The 13,296-nt window shown below is 63.8% G+C and carries 17 protein-coding genes; 13 read left to right on the top strand and 4 right to left on the bottom strand.

All coding sequences use genetic code 11. The features are described 5' to 3' along the window. Positions 1-21 precede the first annotated feature (21 nt). Positions 22-237, bottom strand: a complete 216-nt coding sequence (locus tag PHT20_RS01755) for a hypothetical protein (protein WP_301019165.1) — start codon at positions 235-237, stop codon at positions 22-24. A gap of 65 nt (positions 238-302) precedes the next feature. Beyond that, positions 303-665: a hypothetical protein gene (locus PHT20_RS01750; RefSeq protein WP_301019164.1), complete on the bottom strand. Its 363-nt coding sequence runs from the start codon at positions 663-665 to the stop codon at positions 303-305. A gap of 112 nt (positions 666-777) precedes the next feature. On the opposite strand from PHT20_RS01750, the gene PHT20_RS01745 reads away from it, so the two are divergent. The 9 genes from PHT20_RS01745 to PHT20_RS01705 are packed head-to-tail and all read left to right on the top strand — an operon-like array spanning position 778 to position 8,452. Further along, the gene (locus PHT20_RS01745) at positions 778-2,640 is read left to right on the top strand and encodes a phage terminase large subunit family protein (protein ID WP_301019163.1); all 1,863 of its coding nucleotides are present in this window, start codon (positions 778-780) and stop codon (positions 2,638-2,640) included. A 35-nt stretch (positions 2,641-2,675) separates the two neighbouring features. Beyond that, on the top strand, positions 2,676-2,888 hold the full coding sequence (locus PHT20_RS01740) for a hypothetical protein (RefSeq protein WP_301019162.1): 213 nt from the start codon (positions 2,676-2,678) through the stop codon (positions 2,886-2,888). Beyond that, positions 2,888-4,330 carry a phage portal protein gene (locus PHT20_RS01735; RefSeq protein WP_301019161.1) on the top strand — a complete coding sequence of 481 codons (1,443 nt, stop codon included), beginning with the start codon at positions 2,888-2,890 and terminating at the stop codon, positions 4,328-4,330. Before PHT20_RS01740 ends, PHT20_RS01735 begins: the two co-directional genes overlap by 1 nt. Positions 4,331-4,339: 9 nt before the next feature. Then, positions 4,340-5,656, top strand: coding sequence for a S49 family peptidase (locus PHT20_RS01730; protein ID WP_301019160.1), 1,317 nt, complete (start codon positions 4,340-4,342; stop codon positions 5,654-5,656). Continuing rightward, positions 5,653-6,045, top strand: coding sequence for a head decoration protein (locus tag PHT20_RS01725; protein WP_301019159.1), 393 nt, complete (start codon positions 5,653-5,655; stop codon positions 6,043-6,045). Before PHT20_RS01730 ends, PHT20_RS01725 begins: the two co-directional genes overlap by 4 nt. 14 nt (positions 6,046-6,059) lie before the next feature. Further along, on the top strand, positions 6,060-7,088 hold the full coding sequence (locus tag PHT20_RS01720) for a major capsid protein (protein WP_301019158.1): 1,029 nt from the start codon (positions 6,060-6,062) through the stop codon (positions 7,086-7,088). Between the two features lie 5 nt (positions 7,089-7,093). Beyond that, a complete protein-coding gene (locus PHT20_RS01715; protein ID WP_301019157.1) occupies positions 7,094-7,450 on the top strand; it encodes a hypothetical protein in 357 nt (118 codons plus the stop codon). Further along, positions 7,422-7,979: a hypothetical protein gene (locus tag PHT20_RS01710; protein WP_301019156.1), complete on the top strand. Its 558-nt coding sequence runs from the start codon at positions 7,422-7,424 to the stop codon at positions 7,977-7,979. Before PHT20_RS01715 ends, PHT20_RS01710 begins: the two co-directional genes overlap by 29 nt. Next, positions 7,976-8,452, top strand: coding sequence for a phage baseplate assembly protein V (locus PHT20_RS01705; protein ID WP_301019155.1), 477 nt, complete (start codon positions 7,976-7,978; stop codon positions 8,450-8,452). The genes PHT20_RS01710 and PHT20_RS01705 overlap by 4 nt, the downstream gene beginning before the upstream one ends. 4 nt (positions 8,453-8,456) lie before the next feature. On the opposite strand, the gene PHT20_RS01700 is transcribed toward PHT20_RS01705, so the two are convergent. Both PHT20_RS01700 and PHT20_RS01695 read right to left on the bottom strand, forming a co-directional pair. Further along, positions 8,457-8,639: a hypothetical protein gene (locus tag PHT20_RS01700; RefSeq protein WP_301019154.1), complete on the bottom strand. Its 183-nt coding sequence runs from the start codon at positions 8,637-8,639 to the stop codon at positions 8,457-8,459. Further along, on the bottom strand, positions 8,636-10,030 hold the full coding sequence (locus PHT20_RS01695; RefSeq protein ID WP_301019153.1) for a Fic family protein: 1,395 nt from the start codon (positions 10,028-10,030) through the stop codon (positions 8,636-8,638). Before PHT20_RS01695 ends, PHT20_RS01700 begins: the two co-directional genes overlap by 4 nt. A gap of 119 nt (positions 10,031-10,149) precedes the next feature. Here PHT20_RS01695 and PHT20_RS01690 point away from each other — a divergent pair, with 119 nt between their 5' ends. Genes PHT20_RS01690 through PHT20_RS01675 form a run of 4 tightly spaced genes read left to right on the top strand, consistent with a single transcriptional unit; the run spans position 10,150 to position 13,236 of the window. After that, complete coding sequence (locus PHT20_RS01690; protein WP_301019152.1) at positions 10,150-10,434, top strand: PAAR domain-containing protein; 285 nt, start codon at positions 10,150-10,152, stop codon at positions 10,432-10,434. 6 nt (positions 10,435-10,440) lie between these two features. Continuing rightward, on the top strand, positions 10,441-10,776 hold the full coding sequence (locus PHT20_RS01685; protein ID WP_301019151.1) for a GPW/gp25 family protein: 336 nt from the start codon (positions 10,441-10,443) through the stop codon (positions 10,774-10,776). Beyond that, a complete protein-coding gene (locus PHT20_RS01680; protein WP_301019150.1) occupies positions 10,777-11,619 on the top strand; it encodes a baseplate J/gp47 family protein in 843 nt (280 codons plus the stop codon). Positions 11,620-11,661: 42 nt separating this feature from the next. Next, on the top strand, positions 11,662-13,236 hold the full coding sequence (locus PHT20_RS01675) for a phage tail protein (RefSeq protein ID WP_301019149.1): 1,575 nt from the start codon (positions 11,662-11,664) through the stop codon (positions 13,234-13,236). Positions 13,237-13,296: the final 60 nt, after the last annotated feature.

Below are 13,296 nucleotides of genomic sequence, written 5' to 3'. Positions count from 1 at the left end.
CTCCTTCGGTGGTGGGTGGGCTCAGGCGGCTTTCTGGGCGGCAGCCAGGCCGGCTTGGTAGGCGGCGATCAGGGCCTCCTTGACGCCCCAGACGCTGACATCGTGGAAGTCCAGCGAGTCGCTCTTGCGGGTTTCCAGTGTGTCAATGAAGAGGTGTTCCTGGGCGATCTGGGTCAGCAGTGCATCCAGCGTCTGGGCAGTGTTGCGGCGGGTTGTCTGGGGCGTGGTCTTGGCCATTTCAATCTCCGTTTTGGTGTGTGGGCGTGTCTGTATGAACGCTCTGTTCGGCGCAGAAGCCAAGCTCATTCCAGCGATTTCGCATCTATTTCTGCATCAACTTCTTCGCCGAGGCTTTCGGTGAGCGGGTCGGACGCGCAGTCGTCCTCGTCCTCTTCACCCAAGGCCTCGGCGATCTCCTGGATGGTGTCTTCCATGGTCACCATCGAGCCGCCCAGGTAGCCGTGATCGCGCGAGAGCGCGCAGACGATGTGCGGAATCCAGTAGGCCTCGGCGCGCAGCCGGGCGCCGTCGAATCCGGACTGGCGCAGCAGGTACTCGGCGCGCTGCACGGCATCGAGCAATTCGCTCTGGATGTCGCGCAGTTCATCGATCAGCAGGGCGTGCTCTGGGGCGTGTTTAGGGCTGGCAGGATGGTGTTGGCTCATGGCGGTGCTCCTTTCAAAAGCGTGTGTCGATGGGTCCATTCACGCTCTGTTCGCCTCAGAAGCCAAGCGGGTTCTGCTTGTTTTTTGAACAATTTTTCAGCGGGGGTTGCGTGTGCTCGACACTGTTGAATCCCTCGTTGACGCCGCCTGGAAACGGGGCCTGGCACCCGACCCCATCCTCACCGTCGATGACTGGGCCAACCGCCACCGGATGCTCTCGTCGGTGGCCTCTGCTGAGCCGGGGCGCTGGTCGACCAGCCGCACGCCGTATCTCAAGGCGGTGATGGAAACGCTGTCGGCGACCTCGCGCGTGGAGCGTGTGGTGCTGATGGCCGGGGCTCAAATCGGCAAGACCGAAGCCGGATTGAACTGGCTGGGTTACGTGATTCACCACGCTCCGGGGCCAATGCTGCTGGTGCAGCCCACAGTGGAAGGCGCCAAGCGCGTCTCCAAGCAACGGGTCGATGCGCTGATCGAAGCCAGCCCCGAGCTGGCCAGCCGGGTGAAGGACCCCCGCAGCCGCGATTCGGGCAACACCCAGCTGATGAAGGAATTCCCGGGCGGCGTGCTGATCATGACCGGCGCCAACAGTGCCGTGGGCTTGCGCTCGATGCCGGTGCGCTACCTGTTTCTGGATGAGGTGGATGGCTATCCGGGCGACGCCGACGGCGAAGGCGATCCGGTAGCGCTCGCCGTGCAACGGGCCGCCACCTTCGTCAATCGCAAGGTCTATCTGTGCTCAACCCCGACGCTCAAAGGCTTCTCGCGCATCGAGGCGGCCTACCTCGAGTCGGACCAGCGGGTGTTCGAGGTGCCCTGCGATCACTGCGGGGCGCACAGCCAGATCCAGTGGCGCGACATCCGCTGGCCCAAGGACAACATGGCGGATGCCGCCTGGCACTGCCCAGCCTGCGACGGCGTCCATCCCGAGTACCGCAAGCCGGCACTGCTGGCCAACGGTCGCTGGACGTCACGAGCTGAGGGTGATGGCAAGACAGTGGGATTTCACCTCTCCAGCCTGTACAGCCCGTGGTTGACCTGGGGCGAGATCGCGCAGGAGCACCACGCCGCCAAGGACGATCCGGTGCGGCTCAAAGTCTGGGTGAACACCAAGCTGGCCGAGACCTGGGAAGACCGGGAGGGAGAGACCTTGGATGCTGAAGGTCTGATGGAACGCCGCGAAGCCTACGGGCCGGCGATTCCTGCCGAGGTGGCACTGCTGACCTGCGGCATCGACGTGCAGGACGACCGGCTCGAACTCGAAGTGGTTGGCTGGGGCCGGGATGAGGAGTCCTGGTCCATCGACTACAAGGTGCTGTGGGGCGATCCCTCGGTGCCGGACACCTGGTCGCAACTGGATGCCTATCTCGGCAATCGCTTCGAGCACGAGACCCTGGCCAACGGCCTGACGATTGAAGCCGGGTGTCTCGATACCGGTGGCCACCACACCCTGGCGGCCTACGCCTTCTGCAAGGGCCGGGAGCGTAAGCGCATCTGGGCGATCAAGGGGGGCTCGGGCAAACGCCCGATCTGGCCCAAGCGTCCGAGCAAGGCGAACAAGGGCAAGGTCAATCTGTTCACGGTGGGTGTCGATGCGGCCAAGGAAGCCATCTACGCCCGCCTGAAGAAGTCCGAGGCTGGTGCTGGCGCGATGCACTTTCCGCTGGATCGGGATGCGCAGTATTTCGAGCAGCTGACCGCCGAGCGGATTCGCACCCGGTATGTGAAGGGTTTCCCGCAGCGCTTCTGGTGGAAACCCGATGGCCGGCGCAACGAAGCGCTCGATTGCCGGGTGTACGCCTACGCCGCGCTGCACGGCCTGCTGTCGATGGGGCTGAACCTCAACAAACGGGTCGAGGCGCTGCCTCCCGCACCCGTCAATCGCAAGCCAGCCAGCAACGCCACGCCCGTGACGACTCCGATGACCGCCAGCCCGCGCCGTCGGCGCATGGCGATTTCCTCCAACTACCTCTGACACCGCCAGCCTCCCGCTGGCCGGGAGTGCTGTCCATGACCCTCGAACAACTCAAGGCCCAGCGCGAAGCCCTGCAGGCTGCGCGCTTCAATGGGGTGCTCACTGTGAAGGCCGGCGACAAGTGGGTGACCTACAAGTCGGATGCCGAACTGCAGTCGGCCCTGGGAGATCTGGAACGTGAAATCGCCAAGACAGAAGGCCGCCCGCGTGCGCGGCGCATCCGCACCTACGCCGGGAAGGGGTTGTGATGGGGATGCTCAAGAACCTGCGCCGCATGGTGGGTGCCATGGTGGGGGGCTTCGAGGGCGGACTGTCCGCCCGCCGCCTCAAGACTTTTCAAGCCAGCCGTGCCCACGTCAACACCCTGATCCAGGCGGCCGGCGCCGACATGACCGCCCGTGCCCGGTATCTCATCCGCAACAACGGCTACGCCGCCAATGCGGTCGAGTCCTGGGCCGGCAATGCCGTGGGCACGGGCATCAAGCCCTCCTCGGGTATTGCCGATGCGGTGCTCAAGGATCGGGTGCAACGGCTGTGGCTGCGCTGGACCGACGAGTCGGACGCCGAGGGGTTGACCGATTTCTACGGCCAGCAGCGCCGGGCCGCCCGGGAGCTCTTCATCGCTGGCGAAGTGTTCTTCCGCATCCGCCCACGCCGGCCGGAGGATGGCCTGAGCGTGCCGCTGCAGTTGCAGATGCTCCCGGCCGAGATGCTGCCCCTGAACCACAACCAGGCACTCGACAACGGCCACCGCATCCGCCAAGGCATCGAGTTCGACCGCATCGGTCGGCGCGTCGCTTACCACTTCCTGCGCCGCCACCCGGGCGACATCACCGATCCGGGCCTGGCCGGGGAGACGGTGCGGGTGCCGGCCGAGTCGGTGCTGCACATCGTTGATCCGGTGGATGCCGGGCAGTTGCGCGGGGTGTCGCGCTTCTCTCCGGCGCTGGTGAAGCTCTTTCTGCTCGATCAGTACGACGACGCTGAGCTCGACCGCAAGAAGGTCGCGGCGATGTTCGTCGGCTTCGTGCGCCGGCCCGAGCGCGACTTCGACAACGGTAATGAAACCGATGACCGGGGCGAGCCGCTGCTGCCGCTCGAACCCGGGCAACTCCAGATCCTGGACGACGGCGAGGACATCACCTTCTCGACCCCGGCCGATGTCGGGGGCAACTACGAGTCGTTTCAGTACCGCACCTTGCTGCAGGTGGCCGCCGCGCTGGGCTTGCCCTATGCCAACCTCTCGGCGGATATGTTGAAGGCCAACTACTCGAACACCCGCGCGGCGCTCTTGGAGTTTCGCCGCCGTATTGAAGCCTTCCAGCACTCGGTGCTGGTGTTTCAGCTGTGCCGGGCGGTGTGGGCGCGCTGGATGGACACGGCGGTGCTCTCGGGGGCGTTGGACCTGCCTGACTACGAGCAACGCCGCGCCGACTATCTGGACTGCAGCTGGCTGCCGCCACGCTGGGACTGGGTCGATCCCTTGAAGGACATTCGCGCCGAGATCAACGCCATTGAGGCAGGACTCAAGTCGCGTACCCAGGCCATTGCCGAGCGGGGCTTCGATGCGGCCATGGTCGATGCAGAGATCGCAGGCGACCACCGGCGCGAGGACAGCCTAGGGCTGCGCTTTGGGCGGGAGCCTGTGCCAGTGCCCGCGCAGGCACCACCGCCAGCCCCCTCGAACTGAGGAATTCCCATGACCGATTTGCCTTACCTGGCGTCCCGCCTGTACGGGACGCCGCTCCTGATTGCGCGCCCCAAACTCGAAGTGATTCTTGGGGTCGTGGCCAGAAAGATGGCGGGCGACACGCTCGCCACGCCACCGCCGGCCAATGTCGATGGCGGGATGACCGGTGGCCTCCAAATCCTGGAGGGCATCGCCATCCTCCCGGTCCTCGGCACGCTGGTGCGCCGCTCGTCGTATCTCGGCGCGGCCAGTGGCCTGACCAGCTACCACGACATCGAGGCGCAGGCCTGCCAGGCCTTTGCCGATCCGATGGTCAAGGCCGTGCTCCTAGAGATTGACTCCAGCGGCGGCGAAGCCGGTGGTGTGTTCGATCTCGCCCAGCGCCTGCGGCAGCTGGCGCAGACCTCGGGCAAACCGCTGTGGGCGATTGCCGATGAAGCCGCACTCTCTGCCGCCTACGCGATTGCCTGTGCCGCTGACCGCCTGTGGCTCACCCGCACCGCCGAGGTGGGGTCCATCGGGGTGGTTGCGGTGCACGTTGATGAGTCGGTGGCCGATGCCAAAGCCGGGATGACCTACACCTTCCTGCACGCCGGTGCCCACAAGGTCGATGGCCATCCGCACGCGCCGCTGCCAGCGATAGTGGCTGCCGATATCCAGGCCGACATCGAGCAGCTGCACCAGCAGTTCATCAGCCTGGTCGCCGGGTTTCGGCGTCTGACACCCGAATCGATTCGTGACACCGAAGCCCGCGTCTATCGCGGTGAGGCGGCTCTGCAGGCAGGCCTGGCCGATCAGATCGGCACCCGCAATGAGGCGGTCACGGCCCTGCAACGCAAGCTGGCGATGTCTGCGGGTCGCAGCCTGCGCAACAAGGCCGCCGCACTGTCGGCCACCCGCACCACTTCCCGATCCCAACCATCCCCGAAGGAGATCTCCATGAATGATCACAACCCTGTCACGCCGGTGGACGACACCCAAGAGAACACAGCCCCGACCCCGGCGCAGTCACCGCAAACCCCGCCGCCGCTCGATGAGGCGGCCATCACTGCCCAAGTGGAGCAGCGACTGCGCCGCCAGCTTGCCGAGCTCACCGAGATCGCCGCCCAGGCCAAACGCCTCGGGGTCACCGTCGATCCGGCGCAGGCCTTGGCCCGTGGTGTCACTCCGGATGCACTGCGTCAGTCGGTGCTGAAGCAGGCCGCTGAGCGCGATGTGGCGCAAGACATCGTCGCCGAGGCCCCACAGCAACCCCAAACCAAACCCCAATCCGTCGCTGACAGCCCCTTGGTCAAAGCGGCCCAAGCTTATGGAGCCCGTAAATGAGCACACCTTTGATTTCGCCTGCGACCCTCGGTGATCTGATCAAGCGCGAGTCCGACCCGGACTACACCCGCGAGACCGTGACCCTGAAGGCCGGTGCCGCCTATCCCCTGGGCGCCGTACTCGGCCGCATCACCGCCACGGGCGTCTATGCCTTGTCGCCGGCTGCTTCGACCACAGGCATCGAAGGTGCCGAGATTGCGTCGGCCGTGCTGCTGCACGCTGTGTCTGCCTCTGACACCGATACCCAAGCCGTGGTGCTCGCGCGCGGGCAGGTGATCGTCGCCGACCGTGCCTTGACCTTTGATGCCTCGGTCACGGACGCTGCCGCCCAATCCCTCAAACACCAGCAACTGGCAGCCCACGGCATCGTCGTGCGCGCCGCTGCCTGAACAGGAGTTTCCTCATGACCGTGATCGTCAATCCTTTCGACGCCGGCGGCTTCACGCTGGCCGAGATGTCGGCAGCCATCCAGATGCTGCCCAACCCTTATGGCCGGGTGGGCCAGTTGGGGCTGTTTGCACCCGAGCCTATCTCGCAGCGCAACGTCACCATCGAGTCCATCGAAGGCGAACTGCGGCTGCTGCCGGCGGTAGCGCCGGGGGCTCCGGCGACTGTTGGTACCACCGACAAACGCTCGGTGCGCTCGTTTGCTGTGCCCCATATCCCGCACAACGACGTGGTGCTACCCGAGGAGATCCAGGGCATCCGGGGGCTGGGGCTGGCCGTTGGTGAAGATCCGCTGGTCACGGTGATGACCCGCAAGCTCGCCCGAATGCGCGCCAAGCACGCGCAGACGCTGGAGTACATGCGTGTGAACGCCTTGCTGGGGATTACCAAGGATGGTGCTGGTAACACCCTCTACGACTGGCACGACGAGTTCGACATCCAGAAGCCCGAGGTGGATTTTGTGTTCGGTGGTACCGAGGACATGGTCATTCACTGCACCCAGGTGGCCCGCCACATCGAGGAGAACTTGAAGGGCGAGATGATGACCACCATCCACGCCCTGGTCAGCCCCGAGTTCTTCGATGCCCTGGTCAAGCACAAGACCGTCAAGGAGGCCTACACCTTCTACCAAGGCACCGCCGGCACCAACCCGCTGCGCGACGATGTGCGCCGGGGCTTCCGCTTTGGCTCGATCCTGTTCGAGGAATATTTCGGCACGGTGACGCTGGCCAACGGCACCAGCGTTCGCCTGATCCCGCCGCGCGAAGGGGTGGCGTTCCCCCTGGGTACGCTGGACACCTTCCGCACCTACTTCGCCCCGGCGAACCTGATGGAGGCGGTTGGCACCTACGGCCAGGAGCTCTACGCCCACCAGCTGGCGCGTCCGAACGGTACCGGCGTCGACATCTACACCCAGTCCAACCCGCTGCCGATTGTGAAACGCCCGGCGCTGACCGTGCGGCTCTTCTCTAGCAACGGCTGGTGATGGTCATGACGGTCTTCGGTGACTTGACCCGGGCCATGTCCGCCATCGTGCTCACCACCTTCGGTGAGCCGGTGGTGTTTCACCTTGAAGGGCAAGCCGAGGCGTTGCCAGGTCGGGGCGTGTTCTCGGCGGCGCACCAGGAGGTGGATGCCAGCACGGGTGTGCCGGTGTCCATGGTGCAGCCGGTGCTGGAGGTGCGACAGGCGGATCTGCCGGCTACCCCGACTGAAGGTGATGTGGTGACGGTGCAAGGTGTGCTCTACCTGATCGTCGAGGTGCGACCCGATGGGCACGGCTTTCTGAAATTGATGCTGCACAAGGGAGGCAGTGGCCATGAAGCATCCGCGCACCCTGATCCGTGAGGCGGTGGCAGCCCAACTTTCTGCAAATTTGCCGAAGGTGGATGCGCGCATTACCCCCGCACGCATCAGCATCCACCGCAGCACGCCGCTCTTTGCCGGCAAGTTGCCGGCCGTCCTGATCTACACACGGGACGAGCGCATCGAGGATCAGCCCAACGCCGATCCGGGGCTGCGTTATCGGAAGTTGGAGTTGTCGGTCGAGATCATCGCCAGTGGCGAAGCCGCTGCCGAAGAGGCAGATCTCCTGGCGCAGGCGGTGGAAGCCACCCTCGATGCTGATGAGACCCTGGGCCTACTGGTGGAAGGTACGCGCCTCACCCGTACCGAGGTTGATCATGGTGGAGAGGGCGATACGCCGGTGCTGGCTGCTCGCCTGTCGTTCGAGGTCAGCTACTGGACGAAACCCGTTGAAGTGACAGAAGGTCAATTGCCGCTGCAGGTGCTGGTGAGTTGGGTGCCGGAGATCGGCACTCGCCATGAGCACAGCTATCAGCCGGTCGGCACCCAGTACCGGGAGCCAGGTTCATGAGCCAGCGCAACCTGCACCAGGACATGACCGAGGCGGAGCGGCGCATCAGCAATGTGGCGCTGATGGGCCAAGTGGTGGCGCTCGACACGGCTCGTGCCCGCGTGCGGGTGCAGGCCGGTCCCATCACCACGGGCTGGCTGCCCTTTGCGACGGTGCGCGCAGGACTCGACCGGACCTGGCATCCACCAGAGCCCGGTGAGCAGGTATTGCTGGTCGCGCCAGGTGGCGATCTCAACCAAGGTGTGGTGGTCGGATCGATCTACCGCAGCGAGCATCCTGCTCCGGCCGATTCAGCAGACGTCTCGCGGACCCTGTTCAAGGATGGAGCGGTGATGGAGTACGACCGGGCGCAGCATCACTGGCGCCTAGCCGTTCCTGCAGGTGGAAAGATCGTGCTGGAGATTGGCCCGACGCGACTAGAACTCAGCGATCAGGGCGCGCGGCTGACTGCACCCCGGATTGATCTGAACTGATCAGCTACAAATCGACATCCCCGGTGATTTCAATTTCGTTGGTGTCGATGCGACCGCTATTCTCAAGCACCTTCATCATGGATCTTTCGAGATCGGGTGGCAGAGGGTGAACATTACCTGTCTCGATGTCTCGGTCGAGTTTCGCCAGTTTTGTGGCGACCGTTTCGTTTCTGTTCACTGGGTTCATTTCCAGACCTCTCGCCAAGCATGAAATTCACTGGGTCTTAGGCGATATCGGGCAATGTTGCCTTCGTGAAGACTGAGCAGTTGGTTCTCGACCACTTCAATGAATCGTTCGCGATCCGGGGCCTCGATCTGCTCCTGTGCAAAGCGGTGGATGTGACTGATGGCCTGTGGCTTGCTCATCTTTTCGCGCACCACAGTAGCGACCACTTGGGTGATGTGCTGCCTGTGTTGCAAACGGAAGGGATCAGGGTCGCCTAGCGACTGGCGCACAGCGGAATAGCGTGCACAGGAGCGTTTGTAGGCCCAGACGAATACATCGCGCAGAAGCTCAACACGGTTGATTTCATAGATGCCCAGCATGGCGCTGATGTAGGTGCTTTGCGATACATCGACGAAAGACAGAGGGCAAAGATTGCGTTGAATCAGCGGAATGTTGGCGGCCAGGCGAGACACCCGTTTGTTGACGTCCTCAAAGGGCTGCAAATACGGCAAATGCACCATCGCAAAGAACGCCTGTTCGAAGGGGTCTCGTATGGCAGCGGCCGTATCCAGCACCTGGTCAAAACACTCTTCGATCCGTTGTGGCCCTTCCAGCGGCAGGAAAGTGGTCTGGCCAATGCCAACCGCGATGGTGCGTAAGCGACCACTGGCGGTGGGGTCGTCCAGCAGGTTGTCCGACAGCAAAGCGTGCAGATTGAGCAGCGTATAGCGATTGAAGCCAATCTCCCCGGCCGAGTCGATCAAGAACTCAATGGCTTCCTTGTGATTCAGAATCATCTGCGCTTCGAGTGCATCCTTGCCTGATGCGGCCTCGCCAGCTGAGATCAACCGTTCGGTTTCCAACAGGGAATATGTGTTGCCTTCCAGTCGGCTGGAGTTCCAGGACAGGTCGATCAGTAGCCGATTGGCCAGCTGCCGGGCGTAAGTTCCTGCCGGTTCATTGCTGCTGACGGCCTGTCCCTGTGACAGCAGTTCGTCTCGAATCGATTGGCTGAGGTAGTAGGTTTCGTTGGGACGGTACTCATCCAGAAACGCTCGGTTGTAACCCACTGGTTTGCGCAACATCAGGGGCTGCCGCACCTTTTGCTCGACCTCTTTTGCTTCAGGTGAGAGGGGGATCAGGATTTCGGCATGAGCGGTTACGGTTGCACTTGCGACGATATTGACCTGAGCACTGACGACTTTGCCGCGCAGATACTTAACAGCGCGCCCTTGGCCTTCACGACGCACTCGCTCCTGATCAATCAGGTTATTGAGCCAGCGCTGCAGCGTTCGACGATTTGGCGGCGCAGACAGATGTTCCTCAATCTGCTCGATGCTGGCGCCGTCTGGAAAGCAAGCGATGGCTGTAAGCACCGACTCGTAGGTGTCTGTCGGGATGGTTCTGGCCACGGGTCCTCCTGTCGTGCATCGCTCAAATTGCGACATTAAACGCACTTTAGTGTCGCGAAACCATTATCGCGACATTAATGGTGTCGCGCAAGTCTTTCGCGACACTAAAGGAGATCGCCATGCCAGCCGTCACTCGTCTTGGTGATCAATGCACCGGCCACGGCTGTTTCCCGGCACGCCCGAGTAGCTCCGCTGCCGCATCGGTGTTCATCAATAGCATCGCGGTGCATCGGGTGGGGGATGCCTGGGCGACCCACTGCTGTGGTCCCGCCTGTCACGCCAGCCTGCTGGCGGAGGGCAGTTCCAGTGTGTTTGCCGAGGGTCAGGCCGTCGGGCGCATCGGCGATCCGGTGGCCTGTGGTTCGAGCGTGGCCGAAGGGTCACCCAATGTCTATGCAGGGTAATCAGCGATGCTCGGAATCAATGCCCAAACCGGTCAGCCCCTGGCTGGCATCGACCACCTGCGCCAGAGCATCCGCGACATCCTGACCACTCGCATCGGCACCCGGGTGATGCGTCGCGACTATGGCTCGCGCCTGCCCACGCTGGTCGACCGCCCGATGACCCCGAGGTTGGCCATGGATCTGTATTCAGCCACCGCCGAGGCGCTGGCGCGCTGGGAGCCGCGTTTCAAGCTCACCCGCGTGCGCATCGCCAGGGCAGAAGTCGGGCAAGTCGTGCTCGATCTGGAAGGCATCTATCTGCCCGATGGCCAGGCCACGGTGCTCACCGCAGTGGAGGTGTGAATGACGACGCTCAGCGATCTGGCGAGTTTGCCAACCCCGGCAGTGATCGAGACCCTGTCCTTCGAGACGATCTTCTCGGAACTGCAGACCGAGTTTCAATCCCGCTACCCGGACTACTCGGCCCTCTTGGCCTCAGACCCGGCCGTCAAGCTCCTGGAGGTCGCGGCTTACCGGGAGGTCCTGCTCAGGAATCGCATCAACGCAGCGGCCAAAGCTTCCCTCCTGGCCTTTGCCACCGGTAGCGATCTCGACCACCTGGCGGCCTTCTATGGTGTCACGCGTCTGACCGATGAGACCGACGAGGCGCTGCGCCTGCGCATCCGCCAACGCATCATCGGCTTTGCCAACGCCGGTGGCGCGGCGCATTACAGGTACTGGGCGCTCTCGGCCTCTCCCGCGGTCGCGGATGTAGAGGTCGGCAGCCCGGAGCCTGGGCGGGTAAGCATCAGTGTGCTGGCCAAGGGCGAAGAACAGACGGTATCGAATGCTGTACTCAATGCCGTGCGCGCCGTGGTGCTGCGTGACGACATCCGGGTGCTGACCGACACCGTCGAGGTGGTGCCGGCCGAACTCATTCCCGTCACTGTGACCGCCCGGATCTGGCTCTACCCCGATACGCCGATGGCCGCCTTCGAGGCCATCGAGGCACGGTTTAAGGAGGCATTGGCAGCGCAGTCGGGCCTGGGCTGGGATCTGACGCCCTCCTGGGTGATCGGCGAGCTGCAGCGTGCCGGCGTGCACAAGGTCGAATTGCTCGCGCCGAGCACCGACATTCGCGCCAACGCCAACCAGGCGGTGCGGCTGATCCATCTGAATCTGGAATTTGCGGGGCGGGATCGATAGCGCTTCGCGCCTTCCCATTTCTCCCCCTGCGTTGGAGGGCACATGACTGCTGACCATCTGCTGCCCGCCAATGCCACACCGCTGGAGCAGGCGTTATCCCTGGCGACCGATCCGCTGTCCAGGCTGGCACTGCCGGCAGATGCGATCCGCCAGTTCAAGACCGATCCGTCGGACCCGCTGCTGCCCTGGCTGATCTGGGAGTATGGCCTCGGCGAATTGTTGCCCTATTTGCCGGAGCCGCGCCGCGCCATCGCCGAGGGCATCCTCTGGCAGCGACTGCGTGGCACGCCGGCCGCACTGGCGACCGCCTTGTCCTGGATCGGGATGCGCGCCACGGTCGAGCAGGAACCGCCCGGTGTTCACTTTGCCGAGTTCCAACTCGATCCGGGGCAAGTGCTCGACAGCGACACAGAGATTGCCAACCTGATCGCCATTGCCCGCCTGTCGGCACCGGCCCGCTCTCGCCTGTCACGTATCTATCACGGCCATGACCTGCGGCGCGTCGTGCTCGATGAGAGTCGGCTGGGCGAGGCGCTGCTGTCGGATCATAGTGGGGTGTTCTGGCGAGACGGGCGCACCAAGTTGTCGTTTGGCCGGGTCTGCCAATTGGCGAGCCCACCGGCCAGCATCGTGCTGACGCCCACGCGCGAAGCGACGCGCTTTGCCGTGGCGAGGTTGATCGACCGGTATTTACTCGACTTCTCGGCGCTGGGCGATCCTGGGCACACGCTCAACGAGGAGATCCTGCACTCGCATTTGTTCACGCTCGCCAATGCGCTGGGCGTGCCGGATGCGACCACCTTGCTGCCCGAACGCCGCTTTGCACGGGCGATGGTGGTGCTATCAAGCAGCCCGCCCTTGGGCGACATCAACGCCAACCTGCCGCGCTTTGTCTGGCAGGAGCTGGGGCAAGCGATCACCCTGGGTGGCAGTGACAAGCTGTCCGCGACGCCGCACCGGCTGATTCGCGTCGAAGTCCTGGAGCGATTTGCTCGAGGCCATCCGGGCGACCTGGTCGTGCCGACCTTGAGCCTGCTGGCCCACCGCGACCATCTCGCTGTTCATCGTGTCCAGGCCCGCGCCGATCAGGCGCTGGGGATGTTGGCCTTGGGCGAATCGGTACCCAGTCTGGATCGGGGCTTCGTGCGTCGGGATCACACCCGAGGCAACTTGGGCCTGCCCGATGCCGCTGGCTGGCGGCCACGCCTGTACCAGAGGGCGCAGGTGGTGCTCAGTGAAGTCATTCTGGGCGAGGTCAATACCCGCACGCCCCGGCATTCGTTGTTTCGCACACGTCCACTGCCCACCCTGGGCGATCTCACCTTGGGTGATCTGGCCGAGGTCGAATGGCGAGCCTTGACCGAGATGCACATCGCCGTCTCGGGCTTCACCGATGTGGCGCCTTACGGGTTTGAGGAAACACCCTCCAACCTGCAGCGCCTGCTCACCCGCGCCACCGAGCGCAACACAAGCACGCAAGCGGCGCCATCGCGTGTTGCCGTGGCCAGTCACCAAGCTGGCTGGCAGGGCCAGAGCTGGACCAGTGTGCGCTGGCCGTCTTCAACCTGGACCGGCACCCGTGAGTTGATCGGCGCGACCCATCAGACGCTGAACTGATTCGGCGGCGCACTGAGCGCTGCTGCTTTGCATTTCTCCCTCATTCATTTTCTGGAGCAC

Origin of the sequence: Rhodoferax sp., assembly GCF_028715765.1 — a bacterium.
Lineage (GTDB): Bacteria > Pseudomonadota > Gammaproteobacteria > Burkholderiales > Burkholderiaceae_C > Rhodoferax.
Note: the sequence above shows the minus strand (reverse complement) of the source record. Positions and strands in the feature narration are given on the sequence as shown.